Origin of the sequence: Synechococcus sp. HK01-R, assembly GCF_014217855.1 — a bacterium.
Taxonomy (GTDB): Bacteria; Cyanobacteriota; Cyanobacteriia; order PCC-6307; family Cyanobiaceae; genus Synechococcus_C.
The window spans coordinates 281738-303254 of record NZ_CP059059.1; the positions used below are offsets into that span (position 1 = coordinate 281738).

The 21517-nt window shown below is 63.9% G+C and carries 22 protein-coding genes, 1 tRNA gene and 2 pseudogenes; 11 read left to right on the plus strand and 14 right to left on the minus strand.

Features of this window, described 5'->3' with window-relative positions:
• Nucleotides 1-26 precede the first annotated feature (26 nt).
• Nucleotides 27-108, minus strand: a tRNA-Leu gene (locus H0O21_RS01520).
• 134 nt (nucleotides 109-242) lie between these two features.
• Between H0O21_RS01520 and accC the strand changes: the two genes are divergently transcribed.
• Entirely contained in the window at nucleotides 243-1586 is a 1344-nt protein-coding gene (gene accC, locus H0O21_RS01525; protein WP_131456688.1) for an acetyl-CoA carboxylase biotin carboxylase subunit, read from the plus strand.
• A 16-nt stretch (nucleotides 1587-1602) separates the two neighbouring features.
• Here the strand turns inward: accC and H0O21_RS01530 are convergent, their stop codons facing one another.
• Nucleotides 1603-1926 (minus strand): YggT family protein, encoded by a 324-nt coding sequence (locus H0O21_RS01530; RefSeq protein ID WP_236629675.1) that lies wholly within the window; start codon nucleotides 1924-1926, stop codon nucleotides 1603-1605.
• Nucleotides 1927-2013: 87 nt separating this feature from the next.
• Between H0O21_RS01530 and psbX the strand changes: the two genes are divergently transcribed.
• The 4 genes from psbX (at nucleotide 2014) to H0O21_RS01550 (ending at nucleotide 4250) form a co-directional block, all read left to right on the plus strand.
• The gene (gene psbX / locus H0O21_RS01535) at nucleotides 2014-2136 is read left to right on the plus strand and encodes a photosystem II reaction center X protein (RefSeq protein ID WP_130129943.1); all 123 of its coding nucleotides are present in this window, start codon (nucleotides 2014-2016) and stop codon (nucleotides 2134-2136) included.
• A gap of 81 nt (nucleotides 2137-2217) precedes the next feature.
• A complete protein-coding gene (locus H0O21_RS01540) occupies nucleotides 2218-3189 on the plus strand; it encodes a Ycf66 family protein (RefSeq protein ID WP_185190152.1) in 972 nt (323 codons plus the stop codon).
• 42 nt (nucleotides 3190-3231) lie between these two features.
• Nucleotides 3232-3768: a Tol biopolymer transporter periplasmic protein gene (locus tag H0O21_RS01545; protein ID WP_255441073.1), complete on the plus strand. Its 537-nt coding sequence runs from the start codon at nucleotides 3232-3234 to the stop codon at nucleotides 3766-3768.
• Nucleotides 3765-4250 carry a hypothetical protein gene (locus H0O21_RS01550; RefSeq protein WP_185190153.1) on the plus strand — a complete coding sequence of 162 codons (486 nt, stop codon included), beginning with the start codon at nucleotides 3765-3767 and terminating at the stop codon, nucleotides 4248-4250. The genes H0O21_RS01545 and H0O21_RS01550 overlap by 4 nt, the downstream gene beginning before the upstream one ends.
• A 75-nt stretch (nucleotides 4251-4325) precedes the next feature.
• Here H0O21_RS01550 and H0O21_RS01555 read toward each other — a convergent pair whose 3' ends face one another.
• From H0O21_RS01555 to H0O21_RS01565, 3 genes are read right to left on the minus strand one after another with little or no spacing between them, the layout of a single operon-like run.
• Nucleotides 4326-4541 carry a chlorophyll a/b-binding protein gene (locus H0O21_RS01555; protein WP_185190154.1) on the minus strand — a complete coding sequence of 72 codons (216 nt, stop codon included), beginning with the start codon at nucleotides 4539-4541 and terminating at the stop codon, nucleotides 4326-4328.
• 9 nt (nucleotides 4542-4550) lie between these two features.
• Complete coding sequence (locus tag H0O21_RS01560) at nucleotides 4551-6542, minus strand: ABC transporter ATP-binding protein/permease (protein ID WP_131456677.1); 1992 nt, start codon at nucleotides 6540-6542, stop codon at nucleotides 4551-4553.
• Nucleotides 6543-6567: 25 nt separating this feature from the next.
• Entirely contained in the window at nucleotides 6568-6909 is a 342-nt protein-coding gene (locus H0O21_RS01565; protein ID WP_131456675.1) for a histidine triad nucleotide-binding protein, read from the minus strand.
• 56 nt (nucleotides 6910-6965) lie between these two features.
• Here H0O21_RS01565 and H0O21_RS01570 point away from each other — a divergent pair, with 56 nt between their 5' ends.
• Complete coding sequence (locus H0O21_RS01570; RefSeq protein WP_185190155.1) at nucleotides 6966-8528, plus strand: YifB family Mg chelatase-like AAA ATPase; 1563 nt, start codon at nucleotides 6966-6968, stop codon at nucleotides 8526-8528.
• Nucleotides 8529-8874: 346 nt separating this feature from the next.
• On the opposite strand, the gene rpsU is transcribed toward H0O21_RS01570, so the two are convergent.
• From rpsU to def, 4 genes are all read right to left on the minus strand, one after another.
• Nucleotides 8875-9045, minus strand: a complete 171-nt coding sequence (gene rpsU, locus H0O21_RS01575; RefSeq protein ID WP_006043142.1) for a 30S ribosomal protein S21 — start codon at nucleotides 9043-9045, stop codon at nucleotides 8875-8877.
• 49 nt (nucleotides 9046-9094) lie between these two features.
• Nucleotides 9095-9682 carry a DUF3747 domain-containing protein gene (locus H0O21_RS01580; RefSeq protein ID WP_185190156.1) on the minus strand — a complete coding sequence of 196 codons (588 nt, stop codon included), beginning with the start codon at nucleotides 9680-9682 and terminating at the stop codon, nucleotides 9095-9097.
• Between the two features lie 61 nt (nucleotides 9683-9743).
• Nucleotides 9744-9941, minus strand: coding sequence for a hypothetical protein (locus H0O21_RS01585; RefSeq protein ID WP_131456669.1), 198 nt, complete (start codon nucleotides 9939-9941; stop codon nucleotides 9744-9746).
• Nucleotides 9942-9944: 3 nt separating this feature from the next.
• Nucleotides 9945-10550, minus strand: coding sequence for a peptide deformylase (gene def, locus H0O21_RS01590; protein WP_131595012.1), 606 nt, complete (start codon nucleotides 10548-10550; stop codon nucleotides 9945-9947).
• A 109-nt stretch (nucleotides 10551-10659) separates the two neighbouring features.
• Between def and H0O21_RS01595 the strand changes: the two genes are divergently transcribed.
• Nucleotides 10660-12585, plus strand: a complete 1926-nt coding sequence (locus H0O21_RS01595; RefSeq protein WP_185190157.1) for a prolyl oligopeptidase family serine peptidase — start codon at nucleotides 10660-10662, stop codon at nucleotides 12583-12585.
• On the opposite strand, the gene H0O21_RS01600 is transcribed toward H0O21_RS01595, so the two are convergent.
• Nucleotides 12572-13312 carry a class II aldolase/adducin family protein gene (locus tag H0O21_RS01600; RefSeq protein WP_185190158.1) on the minus strand — a complete coding sequence of 247 codons (741 nt, stop codon included), beginning with the start codon at nucleotides 13310-13312 and terminating at the stop codon, nucleotides 12572-12574. The genes H0O21_RS01595 and H0O21_RS01600 overlap by 14 nt on opposite strands.
• On the minus strand, nucleotides 13305-14417 hold the full coding sequence (gene mtnA / locus H0O21_RS01605; protein ID WP_185190159.1) for an S-methyl-5-thioribose-1-phosphate isomerase: 1113 nt from the start codon (nucleotides 14415-14417) through the stop codon (nucleotides 13305-13307). The genes H0O21_RS01600 and mtnA overlap by 8 nt, the downstream gene beginning before the upstream one ends.
• 54 nt (nucleotides 14418-14471) lie before the next feature.
• Here mtnA and H0O21_RS01610 point away from each other — a divergent pair, with 54 nt between their 5' ends.
• A complete protein-coding gene (locus H0O21_RS01610) occupies nucleotides 14472-15479 on the plus strand; it encodes a metallophosphoesterase (RefSeq protein WP_185190811.1) in 1008 nt (335 codons plus the stop codon).
• On the opposite strand, the gene H0O21_RS01615 is transcribed toward H0O21_RS01610, so the two are convergent.
• A complete protein-coding gene (locus H0O21_RS01615) occupies nucleotides 15455-16006 on the minus strand; it encodes a DUF1543 domain-containing protein (RefSeq protein ID WP_185190810.1) in 552 nt (183 codons plus the stop codon). The genes H0O21_RS01610 and H0O21_RS01615 overlap by 25 nt on opposite strands.
• A 36-nt stretch (nucleotides 16007-16042) precedes the next feature.
• Here H0O21_RS01615 and H0O21_RS13295 point away from each other — a divergent pair.
• The 3 genes and pseudogenes from H0O21_RS13295 to H0O21_RS01625 all read left to right on the plus strand — a co-directional run bounded on the left by H0O21_RS13295 (nucleotide 16043) and on the right by H0O21_RS01625 (nucleotide 19011).
• A pseudogene (locus H0O21_RS13295) lies at nucleotides 16043-17462 on the plus strand (flavin monoamine oxidase family protein).
• Between the two features lie 62 nt (nucleotides 17463-17524).
• Nucleotides 17525-18292 (plus strand): annotated as a pseudogene (locus tag H0O21_RS13300) (methyltransferase domain-containing protein); the annotation flags it as partial.
• Nucleotides 18293-18297: 5 nt separating this feature from the next.
• Nucleotides 18298-19011 carry a trans-aconitate 2-methyltransferase gene (locus H0O21_RS01625; protein ID WP_185190161.1) on the plus strand — a complete coding sequence of 238 codons (714 nt, stop codon included), beginning with the start codon at nucleotides 18298-18300 and terminating at the stop codon, nucleotides 19009-19011.
• Between the two features lie 15 nt (nucleotides 19012-19026).
• Here H0O21_RS01625 and H0O21_RS01630 read toward each other — a convergent pair whose 3' ends face one another.
• Together H0O21_RS01630 and H0O21_RS01635 are read right to left on the minus strand one after the other, a co-directional pair.
• The gene (locus tag H0O21_RS01630) at nucleotides 19027-20313 is read right to left on the minus strand and encodes a SufS family cysteine desulfurase (RefSeq protein WP_185190162.1); all 1287 of its coding nucleotides are present in this window, start codon (nucleotides 20311-20313) and stop codon (nucleotides 19027-19029) included.
• Nucleotides 20310-21515, minus strand: a complete 1206-nt coding sequence (locus H0O21_RS01635) for a SufD family Fe-S cluster assembly protein (protein WP_185190163.1) — start codon at nucleotides 21513-21515, stop codon at nucleotides 20310-20312. The genes H0O21_RS01630 and H0O21_RS01635 overlap by 4 nt, the downstream gene beginning before the upstream one ends.
• Nucleotides 21516-21517: the final 2 nt, after the last annotated feature.

Below are 21517 nucleotides of genomic sequence, written 5' to 3' on the forward strand. Positions count from 1 at the left end.
GGTGCTGGCCAGATTGTGAAGAGAAATGCGGATGGCGAGACTTGAACTCGCAAGGCCGAAGCCACACGCCCCTCAAACGTGCGTGTCTACCAATTCCACCACATCCGCGTGGCTGACTCGACCTCTCGGGTCGCGTCGAGGAAAGATCATACCGGCTCGGGGTTCGCACAACATTCCCAGCACTCCGAAGAAGATCCGGTCAGGAGCGCTGATACGATCCGCCCTGGCCTGGATGCTGCGGGATGCCCATCGGCAAAGTGCTGATCGCCAACCGCGGCGAGATTGCCCTCCGGATCCTCCGGAGCTGCAGGGAGCTTGGAATCGCCACCGTGGCTGTGTACAGCACGGTCGACCGGAACGCCCTGCACGTGCAACTCGCCGACGAAGCGGTTTGTGTCGGTGAGGCGGCCAGCAGCAAGAGCTACCTCAATATTCCGAACATCATTGCGGCGGCCACATCGCGGGGGGTCGACGCCATCCACCCTGGCTACGGCTTCCTAGCGGAGAACGATCGGTTCGCTGAGATCTGCAGGGATCACGGCATCACTTTTGTGGGCCCCTCCCCCCATGCGATCCGTTCCATGGGTGACAAGTCCACGGCAAAAACCACGATGCAGCGCGTCGGGGTGCCCACGGTGCCAGGCAGCGAGGGCCTGCTGTCGACCCCAGAGGAAGCCGCCGAACTGGCAGCGGACATGGGCTACCCAGTGATGATCAAAGCCACCGCCGGCGGTGGTGGTCGCGGCATGCGCCTGGTAATGGATGCCGAGCAGCTGCCTGGACTTTTCAAAGCGGCCCAAGGGGAGGCAGAGGCGGCCTTCGGCAATCCGGGCCTGTACATGGAGAAATTCATCGACCGGCCCCGGCACGTGGAGGTGCAGGTCCTCGCTGATCGTCACGGCAACGTGGTGCATCTAGGGGAACGGGACTGCTCCATCCAGCGGCGTCATCAGAAGCTGCTAGAGGAGGCCCCGAGCCCGGCCCTGGATCCCGATCTACGCCGACGCATGGGCGAAGCGGCGGTGGCGGCAGCCCGCAGCATCAACTACGAGGGCGCAGGAACCGTGGAATTCCTGCTCGACCGCAGTGGTGGCTTCTATTTCATGGAGATGAACACCCGCATTCAGGTGGAGCACCCCGTCACAGAAATGGTGACTGGCATCGACCTGATCGCGGAGCAGCTGCGCATCGCCGGCGGTGAGCCAATCAGCGTGCGTCAGGAAGAGGTTCAGCTGCGCGGCCACGCGATCGAGTGCCGGATCAATGCTGAGGACGCCAACCACAATTTCCGCCCGGCTCCCGGACGCATCACGGGCTGGCTCCCACCGGGCGGGCCAGGCATTCGTGTCGACAGCCACGTCTACACCGGCTACGACATCCCCCCCTTCTACGACTCTCTGATCGGCAAGTTGATCATCTGGGCCCCTGATCGGGAGAGCGCACTCAAGCGCATGCGACGGGCGCTCAACGAATGTGCCGTGACGGGGATCCCCACGACTGTTGATTTTCATCTGCGCCTCCTTGACCGTCCGGAATTCCAGCGCGGAGACGTGCACACCAAATTCGTCGAACAGGACATGCTCTGAGCCCTGGACTCACCGTTCAGGCAGTGGCTGCCGCTGCATGGAGCATCACCTGGGAGAGCAGGCCCTGCTGACCCACAAGCAGCTCACGCAGAAGACTGAGCAGGCCCACCCAAATCACAGGGGTCACATCCACACCGCCGATCGGTGCCACAAGCCGCCGAGTCGCTGACAGCAAAGGTTCAGTGGGCCAAGCCACCAGAGGCCACATCCCGGCCTTCAAATCGATCTGCGGATACCAGGTGAGCACGATCCGCACCAGGAACATCAGGGTCCAAACAGCCAGCAGGACCCCCAGCACCAGATGGACGGCAGGCAGCATGGCGAGGGGGAGCGGCGTCACAAAGCTCAAAGCATCCGGCCGCCCATCGTAGAAAGCGACCTGTGATCCTTAGGATCCTCAGAGCAAGGCCATCGCGTCCGCTCCGACATGACCCCCTCCCTCGCCAACTTTCTGAGCAGCCTCGTGTGGGGCACCGTGATCGTGGTCATCCCTGCCAGCATTGGCCTCTTTCTTCTGAGCCAGACCGATCAGGTCGACCGCAAGCTCTGATCCCCCCTGACGCAGTTCGTAGACTGGATTGAATTCGGCTGGTCTTCAGCCTGAAGCCAGCCGTCGCCAGGGGGCCAATCAGTGGTTAATGCCAGTCTCAACTGGGCCAGCATTGTCGGCATCGTGCTGGCTGTGGGTGGTGCGCTTCTTTATTTCATGCGCTCCTTCAAACCTGCGCTTGCGCGGGACTACGACGTCTTCTTCGCAGCGATCGGGCTGCTATGCGGCGGCATTCTCTTCTTCCAGGGCTGGCGACTGGATCCGATCCTGCAATTCGGTCAGTTTCTCCTGGCTGCTACAACCGTCTTTTTTGCCTACGAAAGCGTTCGTCTCCGCGGTGTTTCAACAGAACAGGCCAGGAGATCGGCTTACTTCGACGACGAGCCTGCTCCGTCCCGCGGCCCAGCCGGTGGTCTCCGCGGTGACTTTGATCCGGGCTACGACCGGTTTGATGAGCCCCAACCGCTGAGACGACGGTTCCGCGGTTCCGAGCCAGACGGCATGGATGACGACGGCGCTGAACGTGATTTCTACAGACCCCGTCGCCCATCCCGTGCTGCCATCCCGGAACAAGCAGCCAGCCGTCGCCGCGGCCGGGATGAAGCTGACGGCGGCTGGTCCGAAGACTCCGAGCGCGAGCGGCGCATGGCCAGGTTTGGACGCCGCGATGATGACGACGCCCCCTCACGCTCCAGCTTTGGGGAGCGCCGCAGCCAACGCCAGGACCAACGACGGGGGAGCAGGCCCAGTGCAGCCAGTCCCCGTGACGGATCTCCAGCCGCAGGCCGCATGAGAGCAGCCCCAGAGGAGGCTTCTTTCAGCAAGGCTGACAATGCCAGCCCCGCTCGGCGTCCCGGTTCCCTGGGTGAGTCCCGCAACCAGGCCGCCACAGGCTCGAATCGCTTTGATTCAGCCCCATCAACCTCCCCTCGGACAGGAACGGCTCGGCCTAACCCAACATCCACCTCTCCAGCCGCCAACCCACCATCCGCTGAGCGGCCCACCCCCCGCAGTTCCCGTCCGCGGGACAACAGCTCCCGTTTCGACGACTGATCCCCAGGGGGATTGCCACCATTTGCTCTCCAGGTTCCCCTGATGCCCAGGCTCCCCCTGATCCTGGCCATGCTGATGACTTGTCCCTGGATCAGCGCCTGTGCGCCAAGGGCCCAGCGAGCACCAGGTGGCTTCGCTGACCGTCAGCAGTTGGAGCCAGCCCTCAGCGGTGATGGCAGCCTGCTTGCCGTCATCGTCGACCAGAACGGACGCCCGACTGTTCAGCTGCGTGATCGTCGCGGGGGTGGCCTGATTCCTCTGCGCCACCTCAATCGGCATCAGCCCCACAGCTCCCCGTCCTTGAGCTGGAATGGCCGTTATCTAGCCGTGATCACCCAACGGGGCAGCCGTCGTATGGCCCTGATCGAGGATCGACTCACGGGCCGTGCCCATCCAATCCGCCTTCCCGGCAACCGTGATCCGATCCGCCTCAGCCTGGCTCCCGATGCCAGACGACTCGCCCTTCAGGTGGCCGATCAGGGGCGCTGGAGGGTGGAGCTTCTCGACCTCAGCGGCACTCTCGAACCCGAACGGCCAGGAGGTGAGCGGCTGAGCGATCCAGCAGGAGCGACACCATGAACTGGATCAGGGCAGGCTGCTGCTGCATGGCTGGTCTGATGCTCAGCGCCTGTAGCCCGGATGGAATCCGTCCACTCTCGGATCTGAATGGCCGTCTCGCCTCCAGTGGTGAAGCCCGAAGGGATCCAAGCCTTGCTCAAGAATGGCTGGCAACCTTGAGCAGCCGGAGCGGCAGGGAGCGGATCGAGCTGATCAACCTGCGCAGTGGTCAGCCAACTCCAACGCCAGGCCTGAATCGGGCCGATGCCCAGCCGGTGAGCATCAGCCTGAGCGGCGACGGAGAGCGCCTCGCCCTCGTGCGCCAGCGCGATGGAGAGACGGAACTGATGCTTTACCGCCGCTCGCTCGGCCTGATGCAACAACTGGAGCTCAATCCGCGAGGAGTTCCTCGCCAGGTGAGCCTGGACGGGAGAGGCAAGCTACTTGCCGTGCAGGTGAGCCGCGGCGGCCGCTGGGAGGTGGATCTCATTCCATTGCCCTGAATCCCCTGGCCCTAAAGGCAGAAGCCCTGCATCCACGGTGGGCATGCCTGGGAGCAAGGAGCTTGATGGATCAAGTCAGGGCACCAGACCTGCCCAACGCAGAAAGGTGTCGTGGCTGATCGCTTCCACCAGAAGCACCGCGGCGAAACCGACCATGGCGAAACGACCATTGATGCGCTCCGCATAGGCGCTCCACCCGAAGGCAGGAACATCCGAGGTGGTCGCACTGGTCTCTGGGGCCTGTCCGGGAGCGGAGTCCTTGGAGGTCTGCTCAGTGCTGCTGCTGGTCATGCGGCCGGATCAGGATTGGGATACGTCATAGCTGGCCGTGGGGATCAGACGCCAGTCGCCATTGCCAATCAGCTCCAGAACCGTGTCGTGGAAGCTGAGCAGAGTCGGTCGGTGCCCGACGCTGATGAAGGCCAGATCCCTGTCGATGAGCAGCTGGTAGAGGTGCTCCTCCGTCTTCACATCGAGAGCGCTGGTGGCCTCATCGAGGACGACAAAGCGCGGAGCATTGAGCAGCAGACGGCCGAAGGCCAGACGCTGCTGTTCGCCGAGGGAAAGAATTCTGGGCCAGTCCTGTTTCACATCCAGATCGGGATAGCGGCTGACCAGCTGAGGCAGGCGCACCTGCTCAAGCACAGCCCGCAACTGGTCATCGCTGAAGCGGGCCTCATCGGTGGGATAACAGAGCTGCTCCCTCAAGGAACCAAGCAGCATGTAGGGCTTCTGAGGAATGAACAGCAGGTCCCCTGTCGGGGGACGCTCGATCCGTCCTTGCTCGGGAGACCAGAGCCCGCTCACCATGCGCAACAGGGAGGTTTTACCGCAGCCGGAGGGCCCCACCACAAGAAGCTTGTCGGTGTCACCAACACTGAGGGTGAGGTCGCGGATGATCGGGGTCCGAGCGCCAGGGGGAACCAGATCGGCATGGTCCACCAAGATCGAATCGCGGTCGCGCACGGTGGCGCCGGTTGCATCCGGAGCCTGCTGACTGACCTGCTCCACTTTGGATTGAAAGCCCTCAAGACGAGTAATACCCGCTGTGAATTGGGCCAGCTCTTCAATCTGATTGACCACGAAAAATAACGAGGACTCGACCATGCCAAAAGCAAAGTTGGCCTGAATGAATCCGCCGTAGTCGATCTCGCCAGCGAAGTAGGGCGCCGCCATCACCAAATACGGGAAGAAATTACTGGCATAACCAATCGACCGCCTCATCACGTCAATGACCACCCGCCAGATGATCAACAGATTGAAATTGCGCACCACAGAACCGAGTCTGCGCTGGGTCTCTTCCTGCTCAGGCTTCTCGCCTGCATAAAAGGCAATCGACTCGGCGTTGTCGCGAACATGCACCAGGCCATAGCGAAAATCGGCCTCATAGCGAAGTTGATCAAAATTGATCCTGACCAACTTGCGACCGGCCACAATCAGCACAGTCGTTGCAAAGGCGGCGTAGGCAAACAGCGAGAAGGTCAGTGTTGTGCTGATGCTCCAGAGGATCAAGATATTCAGCGAGAAGGTCAGCAGCGCATCAAAAATCCCAAGCGTGAACTGAAGACTCTGAGCCGTGAATGCGCGTGTATCATCAGTGATCCGCTGATCGGGGTTATCAACATCAGTGGCCTGCTCATCATTTGGATTAAGAACGTAGTAAGCCCGATTGCTCATGTAGTCTGCAATCAGGCTGCGCGACAGCCAGTCGCGCCAGATAATGCCTAGCTTCAGGGTAAAGAAGATCTGCGAAACCCTGATCGGCAATGCCACCACAAAACAGCTGGCATAAATAATCAGAATCCGGTAAAAGCCTTCCTGTTGCTTAGCAACCAGGGCATTGGTGAGATCGCGGGCAATGAAGCTGATTCCGGCATTGATGCCGTTCACTGCCAGCAGCATCAACACGATCACTGCGAGCAGCAGCCAGTGCAACCAGCGACGGTTGCGCAACTGCTGGCGCATGGCCAGGAAGCTGGCGGCCCCGATCAGGAACAGCGTCGCGAAGCCCCACCCCCACCAGCCGCTCCAGATCGTGGTGAGGGTGCTGAGCACACCTCCGAAATATTTCTCGGTGATCAGAGGCTGCAGCTTCGCCAGCAGCTGCATCAGCCCCGTTAGCAACAGCAGCACCACGCCGCCGACACAGAACAGCAGCGAGATCAGCAGCCAGACGAACTGCCAGCCGCTGGCCTGATCCAAAGGGAGGAAAAACGGCTGCGCGAGGTGGCGCAGCTTGGCGAGCTGACGGCGCAGGGCCTCGAAAGGAACCTTGCTGGGGAGAGTTGTCATCGCCTGATTCTCTCGGACCCTGGACTCAACCGGGAGGCCAGGCGAGGGGACGCCCACCGATCACGTGCACATGCAAGTGAAAGACGGTCTGCCCAGCATCAGCACCGCTGTTGATCACAGTGCGCCAGTCGCTGAGGCCCTCCTGCTTCGCCACTCGGGCCGCGACCAGCAGCAGATGGCCAAGCAGGGGCCCATCCGCCTCCTCAGCTGAGCGCAGACTCTCGATCGGCTTGCGCGGGATGACGAGCACATGCACCGGAGCCTGCGGGGCGATGTCGCGAAAGGCGAGACAGAGATCGTCGCTGTAGACCTCATCACAGGGGATCTCACCACGCAGGATGCGGGCAAAAATCGTGTCAGCTGTCATCGTCTGATCCGGGATGTGACAGGTGGGGCACTAAACCCCTGACCCGCTTGATTGCAATGCTGGCACGCTGCCTGAGTGCCTCGATCGTCGGCCTAGAGGCTCGACCGGTGGTCGTGGAGGTAGACCTAGCCCCCGGACTTCCAGGCCTCCAGCTGGTAGGGCTGCCGGATACCGCCATCCAGGAATCCCGGGAACGGGTGAGGGCAGCCCTTCGCAACAGCGGCTTTCGTGGTCCACTGGTGCGGGTGGTGGTGAACCTGGCCCCGGCGGATCTACGCAAGGAAGGACCGGCCTTTGACCTGCCGATTGCCCTCGGGCTTCTGGTGTCCAGCGGCCAGCTGGATGCACCGCTGCTGAAGGATCTCTGGTGTGCCGGTGAACTGGGCCTCGATGGAAGCCTGAGGCCCTGCCGAGGCATCCTTGCTGTGGCCCGTCTGGCCGCCGCGGCAGGAGCCCGAGCGCTGGTGGTGCCTGTGGCGAATGCCGCTGAAGCCAGCCTGGTGCCCGACCTAAGGCTGCTGGCCGCCACCTCACTCCGGGAGGTCGTGCAGACGCTCCGGGGAACCCAGCCCTGGCCATGCCTTGACGTGGCGAACGCGATCACCGCGACGGCCGACGACTCCTTTGACACGAGGGATGGAGTGATCGGACAAACCGTGGCGCAACAGGCTCTGGCGCTGGCGGCTGCCGGTGGCCATCACCTCCTGATGGTTGGCCCTCCGGGCTGCGGCAAAACCCTGCTGGCCCGTCAGCTCCCGAGGCTGTTGCCCCCGCTCAGCCAGGGAGAAGCGCTGGAGATCACCCAGCTGCATTCGATCGCCGGCTCTCTCCCCCAACCGGCGAGCCTGGTTCAACGCCGCCCGTTTCGATCCCCCCATCACAGTTGTTCGCCGGCAGCCCTGCTGGGGGGAGGCGCTAATCCCAGACCCGGGGAACTGAGCCTGGCCCATGGCGGCGTGCTGTTTCTTGATGAGCTGGCGGAATTTCCACGCTCCCTGCTCGACCAGTTGCGCCAACCGATCGAAGAAGGCTGCCTCTGGCTCAGTCGAGCCAAGGTCAAATGCGCCTTCCCTTGCCGGGTCACCCTGGTGGCAGCAACGAATCCCTGCCCCTGTGGTTGGTTTGGCGAGCCGGGAGGCCAATGCCGGTGCCGAGAAACGGAACGCCAGCGCTACTGGAACCGTCTGTCGGGGCCCATGCTGGATCGCCTCGATCTGCAACTCCGGTTGCACAGGCTGCCGCCGGAGCAGCTCCGCCGCAGCGTGGAGACCCCAACCCCAGAGCAGGAGCCGACACCACTGTTGTGTCCAGAACGAATCCAGCAGGCACGCCTGAGAATGATTCGGCGCAATCCCTCGGGGTGCCTGAACAGCGCTCTCAGTGCCGCAGCCCTGGGGCGAAGCGGGAGCTTGAGTGCTTCAGCTTTAGAACGATGGGAAAGGATTGTTGAGCAGCGTCAACTGAGTGCCCGCAGTGGCCTGAGGCTGCTCCGGGTTGCTCGCACCTTGGCTGACCTGGATGACCGCGAGCATGTCCTGAACACCGACCTCAGCGAAGCACTGTGCTTTCGCAGCTTCGACACCCCCCCGACCGATGGGGTGAACACACAAGGGGATTGAAAGAGCTGGAAGCACAGCCCCAGCCCAATGGTCGTGTCAGTACCGGAACTTCACCCTTTCCGGTGCATCGCGATAGGGCTGTGGCCCAATCGGAGGTGGCTGGTGCAGCTTCTCCTCTCTGGGGTTCCCAAGTGCATGGGAGAGGGTGTCTCCGAACCAATGTCTGATGCTTTTAAACCTGAAATCCATCACCGACTCCCAGCTGATCTGCCATCAGTCTGGTGCTGGAATTCAGGGGTCGCCAACCAGTGCAAATACTGATTTCTAACCAGCAAAACAGGCCCTGAGTGGGAAAAGCTCTTCTCTCCCAGGGCCTTGGCAATGGATCAGAAGCCAGAGCTTCGGATCAGCGACGACGACGACGCTGCTGAGCCTTGCGCTTGTACTTCTCGATGGGTGTCTCGTGGTGACGCAGGCGCTTGAGGTCTGCAAAGATCCCGGCCTTGGAGACCTGACGCTTGAAGCGACGTAGGGCTGATTCGATGCCTTCGTTTTCTCCGACCGTGACCTGAGTCATGCAGCAAGCAAGGTTGTCCAGCCCGTCAATGTAGCAACTCGCCCGCAGCTCAAGGCTGGGTCGATGCCTCACCGGCATCAGGCCAGGACTCCCGGAAGACATACAGGTGACCGAGGGTCTTCTTGCCGTACTGACGGCGCATCAGTTGCCAGCCGGGCTCCATGACCAACTGCAGAAAGTCCTGTCCCGGCCCACCGGTACGAGCGATCAACAGGGTGGGCTTAGAGGTATCACGGGTCGGCACCGCCAGCAGCTCCACGTCAGAACCGGTCTTCACCACAGACAGGCGGTAACGGGTGCCCAGGTCGTCAGCACCAATGCGGAGGGAATAACCATTGCCATCGATGTAGCGATTGCAAATCCCGGTGAAATCAAAGGTGGCCAACAGAGGATTGACGACCGCTGGGGCGGAGCCCGATACGGAGTAACAGGGGCGCTTGCTGCTGCGCTGCTCGTAGATGTTGAGCTGCGCTGACTCCCCTTTACCGATCGGTGCTGCCACCAGGATGAATCGGCTCTGTTCCACCGGCGCTGCCGTGAACAGAGAACCCTGCGCCCTCAGCGGGAGAGGACTGACGGCGGCCGTGATGGCGGCCGTCAGAGCGGTCACAACGGCGAGAGGCAGGAAGCGGACCATCCGGTGGAGGGAAGGAACTAGTCCGGATCGTAAAAGTCGAAACGGGAAAGGGCGATCCGATTCAGACCGGTTTGTTGAGACGAATCGCGACCAGAAGGGTGACGACCGTGGCGGGTGCAGTGAGAGCCAGGATCCAGCCGGTGACGGTGCCACCAAGATCGGGATCGCCGTAGGCAAGCTCAAACACCGAACCGGTGGCGGCGATACCGAGCACGCAGGCCAGAGCCAGAAAGAGGCCGGCAAGAGGTTTCATCGGCATCGCTCAGACCAGGGGGCGAACATCAGCAGCCAGAAAACCATGGTCCTTGAGCTCACGGTTGCGATTGCCTTCATCACTCACCCGATCGACAAAGAGGACTCCCTTGAGGTGATCCATCTCGTGCTGGATGCAGCGGGCCATGAGCCCATCGGCCTTCATGGTGCGAGGACGTCCCATCTCGTCGCGGTAGCTGAGCTGAATCGCGCTAGGTCGCACCACATCGAGATAGACACCGGGGATGCTGAGGCAGCCCTCCTCGTAGGTGTCTAATGATCCGCTCGTGGTCGTGATCTCCGGGTTGATCAACACCAGGGGTGGAGCCGCGGCGTTCTCGATATCGAGATCGATCACGAGCAATTGCTGATGCACTCCCACCTGCGGAGCCGCGAGCCCGATCCCGCGGGCGGTGTACATGCTGCGCAACATGTCGCGGGCGAGATCCCGCACCGCTTCATCCACCCGACTGATGCGCCGTGCCTCCTGGCGCAACACCTGATTCCCCAGCGTGTGAATCTCGAGCGGGGCAACCTCCAGAGGCTCCTTCGCCACCGCCACGGCGCCGCCGCTGCGTTCGGCCGACCGTGCCAGTTGAGCGAAACTTCGAGCCAAGCGTCCTGTCTCCGCGAAGGATTGCATTGGCTTGATCTTAGGCAGCCTGACCCGCCAGCCTCCCGATCAGCACCAGTTGCCCCACCCACACGCCTCAGACCTCGTCCCCATGCACACTCCCCTGGCCGCACGGATTGCTCTCGGCCGCATGCCGACGCTGCGGGAACCGAGGTTGGTCGGCGACTCGGGCGACTGGGTTCTCTGGCTGGAACAGCGCCCCCAAGAGAGGGGACGCACCACCGCCCTGATCCGTCGCTGGGGGGCTGGGGCCACTGCGGTTCAGGAGCTGACCCCCGCTCCCATCAACCTGCGCAGCAGGGTGCACGACTACGGCGGTGGCGTGTTGGCCCAGGCCACTGATGGCCAGGAGCTGATGCTGGCCTGGATCGACGATCGCGATGGCTGCGTCTGGTTTCAGACCTGGCAAGGCCTGGACCAGAGCGAAGCAAATCCTCTGCTCGCCCATGGCCCCGCCCGCCGCCTCAGTCGGCCTGGAGCTCCCCTCGCGGACGGCCAGCTCGATCCCTTCAGGCGCCGCTGGCTCGGCGTCATGGAAGACGACGGCCGCGACTGGTTGGTGAGCCTGCAGCTGGACCAGGAGGATCAGACCCCAGACCGCTTGCATCAACCGGCTGATTTTGCTGGGTACATCGCCCTCGGTCCAAGGGGGGACAGGCTCGCCTGGGTGGAATGGCAGCAGCCGAACATGCCCTGGGACAACAGCCAGCTCTGGGGCGCTGATCTGGATTCTGAGGGGCGGATCATCACTCCAATGGCCCTGGCGGGAAGCGAGGGGACAACCGGCGCAGAGATCTCCGTGTTCCAACCCCTTTGGTTGCCGGACGGTCGCCTGGTGGTGGCCGAAGATGGCAGCGGTTGGTGGAACCTGCTGCGCAGCACAGGAGGCACCACTCTGGACAGTCTCCAGTGGGAGCGCCCCTGGCCCATGGAGGCGGAAACCGCCATGCCCCAGTGGGTGTATGGCATGCGCACCTCCGCCTGGGATGGCAGGCAGCTGTTGGCAGCCGTCTGCCGAGAGGGGTGCTGGCAACTGAACCGTCTCAGCGAGCAAGGCACGATTCAGACGCTTGACCAACCCTTTGATGATCTAGCGGGCCTGCATGCGCAGGGGGAAAGAGCCGTGGCCATCGCGAGCAACAGCACCACTGGCCAGGGGCTGCTGGAGATCGATCTCAGCGATGGACATTGGCACCACCACCCGGCGGCCGAGCCCGCGCTGAGCGCGGAGTGCATCAGCGTGGCGGAGCCCCTTTGGTTTGAGGGATCCCAGGGACGCCGCACCCATGCCTGGTACTACCCACCGAGCGCTGGCTCAGCAGAGAGGCCCCCGCTGTTGGTGAAGAGCCACAGCGGTCCCACCGCCATGGCCCGACGGGGCCTCAGCCTCGGCATCCAGTACTGGACATCCCGCGGCTGGGGCGTGGTCGATGTGAACTACGGCGGCTCCACAGGTTTCGGGCGGGCCTACAGGGAGCGGCTCAACGGGGGCTGGGGACTCGTCGACGTGGAGGACTGCGCCGCGGCCGCCCAAGCCCTGATCGCAGCCGGTCGCGCCCATCCGGACCAGATCGCGATCGAAGGGGGCAGCGCCGGTGGCTTCACCACCCTGGCCTGCCTTTGCTTCACCGACACGTTCCGTGTGGGCGCCTGCCGCTACGCCGTGAGTGATCTCACCGCCATGGCCACGGACACCCACCGTTTCGAGGCCCGCTACGCGGAGCGTCTGGTGGGGATATGGCCGCAGGAGCGCGAGCGCTATGAAGCGCGCTCTCCCCTGCTCCATGCCGAGCGGATCCACTGCCCGGTGATTTTCTTCCAGGGCGACAAAGACAAGGTGGTGCCACCGGAGCAGACCGAACGGATGGCAACGGCACTCAGGGCTAACGGGCTGCCAGTGGAGGTGCACAGCTTCCCGAACGAAGGCCACGGCTTCCGCGACAGCCACGTGCAGATCAGTGTGCTTGAAGCCACCGAACGCTTCTTCCGCACACATCTGGGCCTCAACGAAGGTTGAGCTGAGAAACGGACCGCTCTTCTTGGTCAGGATCCGCCTGACCGTAGTGAAGCCCACGGAACTGGGCGTAAACAGCCTCCATTTGTGCTGGCGAGAGCAGGGGCGGTTCGCCGATCTGCAGAGCCTGGAGATACATCCGTGCCAGGGTCTCCACCTCCACGGCAATCCGCAGCGCCTGATCAAGATCCGATCCCAGGGCCACCAGCCCATGACGGGCCAGCAGACAAGCCTTCCGATCCCGGAGCGCTTCCACGGCATAGGCCGAGAGCTCGGCCGTTCCGAACGTTGCATAGGGCGCACAGCGAACGTCATCACCGCCGGCGACGGCCACCATGTAATGGAAGGCGGGAATCGATCGGTCATGGCAGGCCAGGGCAGTGGCATGCACCGGATGGCAATGGAGCACCGCCTGTGCTTCCGGACGCCCTGCCAGTACATCGGCATGCAAACGCCACTCCGAAGAGGGACGGCGCTGAGCCGAGCTCAAGGGGTGACCCTCCAGATCAAGCGCCACCAGATCGCCCGGCTCCATCTGCTCATAGGGCAGGGAGCTCGGGGTGACCAGCATGCCGCCAGGGATGCGCACCGACAGGTTGCCCGAGGTGCCCTGATTGAGACCCGTGCCATTCATACGCCGGGCCACCGCCACCAGCTCCTCTCGCAAACCGGGCTGTTCGGGAACCCCATGCCCGGAGAAAACTTGCTCAGATCCCACTGTTTCAGCCATTGCCGTAGAGGCCACGCAAACCGGCTTCGCTTGCCGGCGCCACACCACGCTCGGTGATCAAACCGCTCACCAGCCGGGCGGGGGTGACATCGAAGGCAGGGTTGAAGCCAGCGCTGCCATCGGGGGTGAGCTGCACCTGAACCAGCTCCCCTGCGCTGGCGCCGCTGATCACCCGCCCCTGAATCGCCGTCACCTCATCGGCAGAGCGGGCTTCGATCGGGATCTCCGCCACTCCATCCTCGAGCGACCAGTCAATCGTCGACGCAGGAAGCGCCACATAAAAAGGAACCTGATTGTCGTGAGCAGCTAGCGCCTTGAGATAGGTGCCGATCTTGTTGCAGACGTCGCCCCGACGGGTGGTGCGGTCAGTACCAACGATCACTGCATCCACTTGGCCGTGCTGCATGAGGTGCCCACCGGCGTTGTCGACAATCACCGTGTGGGGAACCCCCTCCCGTCCCAGCTCATAGGCCGTGAGGGAAGCGCCCTGATTGCGGGGGCGGGTCTCATCGACCCACACGTGGATGTTGATCCCGGCGCGGTGAGCCTTGTAGATCGGAGCCAAGGCCGTTCCCCAGTCGACGGTGGCCAACCAACCCGCATTGCAATGGGTCAGCACGCGGAAGGGCTCAGCCCGTCGCCCAGGCGGACGCGCAGCCGCCAGCTCCTGAAAAATCTTCAGCCCGTGGTCGCCAATCGCCTCACACATGGCCACATCCTCATCAGCGATCGCAGCCGCCTCCTGGCGGGCCGCTGCGGCGCGCTCGGCCTCCGGCAGGGGCCGCACCCGATCGCGGACCCGCTCGAGGGCCCAGCGCAGATTCACCGCCGTCGGCCGGGTGGCATTGAGTTGATCAAACGCGAGATCAAAGGCCCGATCACTGGCATCCACCTGGAGAGCAAGCATCAGGCCGTAGGCACCGGTGACGCCGATCAGCGGTGCTCCCCGCACCACCATCGTGCGGATCGATTCAGCGGCCTGATCGCAGCTGTGAAGCGTGCGGGTGCTGAAGCGATGCGGCAGCTGGGTCTGATCGATCACCCCGACCGAGCAACCATCCGGCTCGAGCCAGATCGTGCGCCAGGCTTTGCCGTCGATGTTCATCCGCTGCGCCAGCACTGAGTTGGATCCATGCTGCCTGGTGACTGTCCCGCTCGGATGTCTCTTCGCCGTCGCCATTTCCTGCAGCTCGCCCTCGGGACGGGCCTGAGCGCAGCTGGGCTTGGCATCAGCCGTGCGGCTGGCCGAGCAGCGTCTCGCGGTGATCTACGCATCGGCCTGATCAGTGATCTCAACAGCAGCTACGGCTCAACCGCCTACATCCCCCAGGTCAGCCAGGGACTGCAGCAGCTCCTCGCCCTCAAACCGGCCCTGTTGGTGTGTGCCGGCGACATGGTGGCCGGCCAGAAACGGGGCCTCACCGCCAACCAGCTGGATGCGATGTGGGAGAGCTTCGCCCGCACGGTGTTGACACCAGTACGCCGAGCCGGGCTGCCCTTCCTACCAGCCATCGGCAACCACGACGGATCACCGGGTTTTGAAGCCGATCGGGCCGCGCTGCGCCGCTTCTGGACGCCACGCCGTCAGGCCCTGGGCCTGACATTCGAAGATGCGGGCGACTTCCCCTTTCACTACAGCGTCCTGCAAAACGACGTGTTCTGGTTGGTATGGGATGCCAGCTCGAGTCGAATCCCCCCTGCCCAGATCCAGTGGGCCCGCCGGCAACTGGGCAGTGCCGCCGCGCGAAGAGCCCAGATCCGCATGGTCGTCGGCCATCTCCCCCTGTTCGGGGTCAGCCAGGGACGGGATCGACCGGGGGAGAGGCTCGAGCAGAGAGCAGCGATCCTGGCGATCCTGGCGGAGGGCAACGTGCAGGCCTACATCAGTGGACACCAGCACGCCTGGTATCCGGCCAAGCTCGGGCCACTCGACCTGATCCAACTGGGGGCTCTTGGCAGCGGCCCCAGACGGCTTCTCCAGGGAGGTATTCCGCCTCAGCAGACCTACACCACCCTCGACATCAACTGGCCAGAGAACTCCCTGGTGGAGACCACCTATGCGGTGGCCAGCGGCCAACCCGTGGCCTGGAGCCGCCTACCCGCCACCTTGATGGGCCGCACCGGCGGCCTCAACCGCAACGCTCAGGCGCGATCAATCCGCCGGTAGCCGAACCAATCCGGCACCTGGGGCTGGCTCAACCCCTCGGGATGGGGATCAAGCTGCACATACCACCGCTCACCCCCGAGCAGCTCCAGCTGCTCGATCGCCAGGCAGTCGTCGACGGCGCAGAGATCATCCTTGTGCTGCTGCAACGCGCCTGCCAGCCACTGCCGCTTTGCCGCCGCCTTGGCCGCCTGAGGCGAGCGCGCCACCACCAGCCCGAAGTGGTGCAACTCCGCCAAGGAATCAGGGCGGTAGGCGCCCAGGTTCACAAACCAGAGCCGATCGGGCCGGGGCGCGGCCGGCTCGCGCACGAGGCTCACCGCCCAACCATCGATCACCCGCACCGCCATGTAGCTGTCCAGGTGCAGGCCCTCACGCCTCCCGAACCACTGCCGCCGCAGCTCGGGGAGGGTGTCATCGATCGAGGCCCCCGTCACAAAGCGCACATCGTGCAGCTCGATGTGACTGGTGGCGGTGCGGCCCCCCAGCACCACCAGAAACAACTGCGTGTGGTCAGCCAAGAGCTCCATGGTCAGCATTCCAGCAGCTGTGAGATGGCTGGCGCGATGGGCGGTGCATTGGATGTGGTGGTGGTGGGTGCCGGACTCTCCGGGTTGATCGCCGCTCGCCGCTTGATCGAACAAGGGCAGCGGGTGCGCGTGCTGGAGGCGCGGCCACGGGTGGGGGGCCGAATGGTGAGCCAGACCCTCAGCGACGGCAGCGTGGTGGATCTGGGAGGCCAGTGGGGAGGCCACACGCACCACCGCTTCGCGGCGCTACTGCAGGAGCTCGGGCTGAGTTGCTATCCGAGTTACTACGCAGGCGACGGCATCTTCTGTTGGCAAGGGAAGTGCATCAAGGCCCCACTAGCGGAGCGTTTTGAGAACAGCCTGGTGTTCTTTGAGCCTGGGGCCCTCGACCTGGATGCGAAGGAGCTGGAGGCAACCCGCGCACTGCAGCAAGCCTTCACCGCCCTCGTCGCCCAGATCAACCCACGCCAGCCCTGGCTCACCCCCGATGCCGAACGGCTGGATCGGCTCACCGTGAGCGCATGGGCTACCCAGCAGACCAACCTGCCCCTGGCCCATCTGCCCCTCGCCTGGCTCTGCCGCGTGGGGGGATCGGGCGGCTTTGAACCCTGGGAAGCCTCGATCCTGCACCTCGCCTGGACCCAGGCGGTGGCGCCGCAGACCGAGACACCGGAAGCCTGGCTGGTGCAGGGAGGGGCAGGAGCGGTGAGCCTGCTGCTTGCGGCGGACCTTCGGGCCCGCAGCCCTGGGGCCCTCGTGCTGGAAGCCCCGGTGCTGGCCATTCAGCAAAACGAGGCCATAGCAACTGTGATAGCCGAGGGGCTCGAACCGCTGCAGGCCCGTGCGGTGATCTTGGCGGTGCCACCGCCGCAGCGGCAAGCGATCCGCTTTGAACCGCCCTTGCCCCCGGCGCATCAAGCCCTGCTGCAACGCACAGCCATGGGAGGCATGACCAAAATTCTCACGCGCTACAGCAAGCCGTTCTGGCGTGAGCAGGGCCTGAACGGTTTAGGGACCGGTAAACAGCCCTGGCTGGATCTCACCGCCGACAGCGGCCCCCCTGGCGAGCAACCGGCCGTGCTGGCCAGCTTTGTGGCAGGGGAGCGGGCCATCACCATGGCCGCACTGCCGGAGGCGGAACGGCGAGCGTTGATCCTCAAGGATCTGGTGCGCTATTGGGGGCTCCGACGCCGCCAGCCCCCTCGATCTGGTGGAACAAGCTTGGAATGGCGAATCCTGGACCGGCGGTGCCTTCACCAGCTTTCCAGCACCAGGCAGCTGGACCAGCCATGCCCGCCTGGCTGCCGGCACCGAGGGTGGCCCGGCTCCCGCCAGCCATGGGCGGGTGTGCTGGGCCGGTACCGAGGTCTCCCCGCGCTGGCCTGGCTATTTCGAAGGCGCCATCGAGGCCGGGGAGCTAGCCGCATCAACCGTTGCCCGACACCTGAGCCCATGAAGGATCGGCCCTACATCCATGGAACGAGTCGCCGCGAACAAGCACGTCTGATTGATCAAGCAGAGCTGCTCTCCGAGCTATTGGCAGCGAACCTGGATTACCAGGCTGGCGACCAGATCCTCGAGATCGGCTGCGGTGTTGGTGCGGTGCTGGGGCAAATCGGCAAGAACCACCCCGATGCCCAACTGCACGGGATCGACATCAGCCCCGACCAGATCGAGGCCGCGCGGCGGCACCTCAGCGGGCTGGGCCTAGATCAGATGGAGCTCGCGGTGGGGGATGGTGCAGCGCTGCCCTGGGAGGGCTCCTGCATGGATCGTGTGCGGTTGGTGTGGGTGGTGGAGCACCTGCAGGAGCCCCTGGCGGTGCTGCGCGAAGCCCTGCGGGTGCTGCAGCCAGGGGGCACGATTCACATCACCGAAACCGATTACTCCAGCCTGCGGGTTTCCCCGCCAGACCCCGCGATCGAGGCGATGCTCAGCGCCTTCGTTGCCCATTTCAACCGCCATGGCAATGCCCACGCCGGCCCGGCGCTGGGCCCCTGGCTGGAGCAGACCGGCTTCACTGCGGTGCACAACACCATGGTGGGGATCCACCACTGGTGTCCCAGTCGGCGCGATGCGGTCGATGGGTTTTGCAGCTATTTGCTCGGCTTTATCGAACCGGAACGCTCAGCCTTGTTCGAGGCTGCGCCCACACCCCATGCCGCAGCCCTGATCGAGACTGGACTGGAGCGATTTGCGCGCCTGGCGGAGCAGCCCGATGGGGCGATCAGCATCAGTGCCTACCAAGCCCGGGGGATGAAACCCGCCGACGACCAACCAGGCTAAACACCATGGATCTTTTCGCACAGCAGTGGGCCTCCTATCGGGCCGTGGTGGAGCACGATCTGGTGGAGCACCAAGCCGTGGCCTCCGCCACGGCCGCAACCCTGGAGGGCTGGCTCAAGGCTCGCCCCAACAATGCCGCGGCACCGCGGATGGTTGATCTGGGCTGCGGGGATCTGGCGCTGCTGGCTCCTCTGCTGCAACGCCTGCCTTTGGGCTCCTACACGGGACTGGATCTCACGCCTGAGGTGCTGCCCCTGGCGCAGCAAGCTCTCGGCAACGTGGCCTATCCATGCCGCTGGCTGGAAGGAGATCTACTCCGTTGGGCGAGCGATCCAGCTGGCGATGACGCAGAACCGGTCGACATCCTTCACTCTGCCTTCGCCATTCATCACCTCAGCGCCGAGGAGAAACAGTGGCTGCTCGAGCGCCTGCGCACTCGGATCGCACCGGGAGGGTTGTTCATTTGGGTGGATGTCTTCCGGAAACCCGGCGAGAGCCGCGACATCTACATGCAGCGCTACCAGCAACGCATTGCCAGCAGTTGGCTCCAGCTCTCTGCCCAGCAGCGAGAGCAGGTGAGTAGCCACCTGGCCGCTTACGACCACCCCGCCGATCGCGCCGCGATTGAGTCCACGGCCAAAGCAGCAGGTTGGCAGTGGCGCTGGGCATGGAATGGACGCCAACACGCTGAGGCGATGGCCGTGCTGACGCCAGCCTGAGCGAAGAGGATCCGCTCAGCTGTGCTCCCGCAGGAAGCTGATGGAGCCCTGCAGCTCATCGGCAAAGCGGTCGATCTCCTCGAAGGTGGTGGTGAAACTGAGGCTGGCCCGGGCTGATGCCGTGACGCCGTAATGGCGATGAAGAGGCTGACAGCAGTGGTGACCACTGCGAATGCAGATCCCACTGAGATCAAGCAAAGCGGCGATGTCATTGGCATGAACCCCATCCACCAGGAACGTGGCCAGGGCGCCGCGACCCGCCTGCTGCTCTGGGGTGGGGCCGAGAATGCGCAGGCCTTCAATCCCCTGCAGGCGCAGGAAGAGATAGCGGGTGAGCTGAGCCTCCCAGGCCTGAATTTGATCAAGACCAAGGGCCTGGAGATAACGGATCGCTGCCCCCATACCGATCGCCTCGCCAATCGCCGGGGTCCCTGCCTCGAACTTGTGGGGCAGCGCCGCCCAGGTGCTGTGGTCCAGGAAAACGTCCTGGATCATCTCGCCACCGCCCAGGAACGGGGGCATCGCCTCCAGCAAAGCCTCGGGTGCCCAGAGAAAACCCATTCCGGTGGGACCACAGAGCTTGTGGGAGGAGCCCACTAAGAAATCCACACCCATGACTGACACATCAATGGGCTGATGGGCCAGGCTCTGACAGGCATCCAGGAGCACCTTCGCGCCCTGTTCCCGTGCCGCGGCCACGACGTCCTGGACGGGATTGCAGCATCCCAGCGTGTTGCTGATGTGCACCAAAGACACAAGCTTGGTGCGGGAGCTGAGCTTGCAGCGCAGATCCTCAAGATCGAGCATGCCCTGCTCGGTCACCTGCACGTGACGAAGCACGCATCCGGTGCGCTGAGCCAACAACTGCCAGGGCACCAGATTGCTGTGATGCTCCATCACGGTGAGCAGCACTTCATCGCCTTCCCTGAGGTTGGCGTCTCCCCAGCTACGGGCCACGAGATTGATGGCCTCGCTGGCATTGCGGGTGAACACGATCTCGCTGGCGCTGGCGGCAGCAATGAATCGAGCGGTGGTTGCCCGGGCCCCCTCAAAGGCCTCGGTAGCGCGGGCGCTGAGCTGATGGGCACCGCGATGCACGTTGGCGTTGTCGCAGCTGTAGTAGTGCTGCAGCGCCTCGAGCACCACCTGGGGCTTCTGGCTGGTTGCCGCATGATCGAGATAGACCAACGGACTGCCGGAGGCAGAGCACTGGCTCAGAATCGGGAAGTCGGCACGAGTCCGTTCCGCGATTGACATGCCGACGTGCCGCCCCGTGGTCAGATCCTGGGTTGCACTGGTCATACCTCCAGTCCCTCCAGCAGTTGCGTCATGACGGGCCAGGCACTGGCTGCGCCGGGCAGGTGATCCACCACCTCCTGGCAGTACCCACGCAACAGCAGGGCGGCGGCATCGGAGGCGCCAATGCCCCGGCTCTGGAGATAGAAGAGCTCATCCTCCTGAAGCTGAGACACCGTGGCGCCGTGGGCACAGCGCACATCGTCCGCCACGATCTCGAGCTCTGGCTTGGTGTCGATCCGGGCCCGTTCCGAGAGCAGCAGGTTGCGACTGAGCTGGGCGGCATTGGTGCGCTGGGCAAGGCGCGGCACCCGCACACCACCATTGAAGATGGCGTGGGAACGTCCCCCAGCGAGACACTTCTGAAGCTGATCAAGCTCCCCTTCCGGCCCCTCGAATTGAACGGTGCTGTGGGTGGCGAGCTGCTGATCAGCGGCCGACACCGAAAGACCACGCATCACGGTGCTGGCCTGACCATCCACCTGCACCACCCGTGGCTCCAAACGGGCCAAGGCCCATCCTTTGGCTACAGAGGTGAGTGTGTAGGCACTGCGGGGCTCCTGCTCCACAGCGCCATGGATCAACAGAGAGCCCTCGCCATCGGCGCAGGCGACCAAACCGTGATTGAGCCTCGCTTCCTGGCCTAGGTGAACCTCCAGCACATGGCTGTGGGCCACCGGCCCCTCGGCAAGCACGACCTGGAGCAGATCCAGCTGCGCCTTCTCCTCGAGCAGAAGCAGCACCCGGGTGGCCGTGAGACCGGTGGGGCTGGCCAGCACCAGCTCGAGGGGGGGGGCCGAACCTCGCACCCGCAGCGCCAGCACCTGCTGACTGGAGGCATGGTTGAGCTCCACGGGCCAGGCGTCCGCACAACCGCAGCGATCGAGGGTGTGACCAAGGGCCTGCTCCAACTCGGAAGCACTCAAACGGGTGATCCCCTCAGGCAGCACCATCGCCGCCAAGGGATCGGCTTGTCCATCGAGGACGAGACGCAGCGTTCCCGTCGCCACCGCTGGCAAGGCTGAAGGATCCAGCGGAGCACGAGCATCAGCACTGCTCAGGGGTAGGCGCGCGATCGCCTCAAGGCGCGTCAGATCCGTGAGGCGCCACGCCTCCTGACGGCGGGTGGGCAGGCCGAGGCGCTCCAAGGCCTCCCTCCCCCGACGCTGGACAGGGTCCAAAACACTGTCGTGACTGGAGAACTGCATCC

Excerpts from the sequence above, each read along its gene's own strand:
- accC (WP_131456688.1), top strand. The coding sequence starts at position 243 with ATGCCCATCGGCAAAGTGCTGATCGCCAACCGCGGCGAGATTGCCCTC.
- psbX (WP_130129943.1), top strand. The coding sequence starts at position 2,014 with ATGACCCCCTCCCTCGCCAACTTTCTGAGCAGCCTCGTGTGGGGCACC.
- H0O21_RS01545 (WP_255441073.1), top strand. The coding sequence starts at position 3,232 with ATGCCCAGGCTCCCCCTGATCCTGGCCATGCTGATGACTTGTCCCTGG.
- H0O21_RS01550 (WP_185190153.1), top strand. The coding sequence starts at position 3,765 with ATGAACTGGATCAGGGCAGGCTGCTGCTGCATGGCTGGTCTGATGCTC.
- H0O21_RS01555 (WP_185190154.1), bottom strand. The coding sequence starts at position 4,541 with ATGACCAGCAGCAGCACTGAGCAGACCTCCAAGGACTCCGCTCCCGGA.
- H0O21_RS01560 (WP_131456677.1), bottom strand. The coding sequence starts at position 6,542 with ATGACAACTCTCCCCAGCAAGGTTCCTTTCGAGGCCCTGCGCCGTCAG.
- H0O21_RS01565 (WP_131456675.1), bottom strand. The coding sequence starts at position 6,909 with ATGACAGCTGACACGATTTTTGCCCGCATCCTGCGTGGTGAGATCCCC.
- H0O21_RS01570 (WP_185190155.1), top strand. The coding sequence starts at position 6,966 with ATGCTGGCACGCTGCCTGAGTGCCTCGATCGTCGGCCTAGAGGCTCGA.
- rpsU (WP_006043142.1), bottom strand. The coding sequence starts at position 9,045 with ATGACTCAGGTCACGGTCGGAGAAAACGAAGGCATCGAATCAGCCCTA.
- H0O21_RS01580 (WP_185190156.1), bottom strand. The coding sequence starts at position 9,682 with ATGGTCCGCTTCCTGCCTCTCGCCGTTGTGACCGCTCTGACGGCCGCC.
- H0O21_RS01585 (WP_131456669.1), bottom strand. The coding sequence starts at position 9,941 with ATGCCGATGAAACCTCTTGCCGGCCTCTTTCTGGCTCTGGCCTGCGTG.
- H0O21_RS01595 (WP_185190157.1), top strand. The coding sequence starts at position 10,660 with ATGCACACTCCCCTGGCCGCACGGATTGCTCTCGGCCGCATGCCGACG.
- H0O21_RS01600 (WP_185190158.1), bottom strand. The coding sequence starts at position 13,312 with ATGGCTGAAACAGTGGGATCTGAGCAAGTTTTCTCCGGGCATGGGGTT.
- mtnA (WP_185190159.1), bottom strand. The coding sequence starts at position 14,417 with ATGAACATCGACGGCAAAGCCTGGCGCACGATCTGGCTCGAGCCGGAT.
- H0O21_RS01610 (WP_185190811.1), top strand. The coding sequence starts at position 14,472 with ATGTCTCTTCGCCGTCGCCATTTCCTGCAGCTCGCCCTCGGGACGGGC.
- H0O21_RS01615 (WP_185190810.1), bottom strand. The coding sequence starts at position 16,006 with ATGGAGCTCTTGGCTGACCACACGCAGTTGTTTCTGGTGGTGCTGGGG.
- H0O21_RS01625 (WP_185190161.1), top strand. The coding sequence starts at position 18,298 with ATGGATCTTTTCGCACAGCAGTGGGCCTCCTATCGGGCCGTGGTGGAG.
- H0O21_RS01630 (WP_185190162.1), bottom strand. The coding sequence starts at position 20,313 with ATGACCAGTGCAACCCAGGATCTGACCACGGGGCGGCACGTCGGCATG.
- H0O21_RS01635 (WP_185190163.1), bottom strand. The coding sequence starts at position 21,515 with ATGCAGTTCTCCAGTCACGACAGTGTTTTGGACCCTGTCCAGCGTCGG.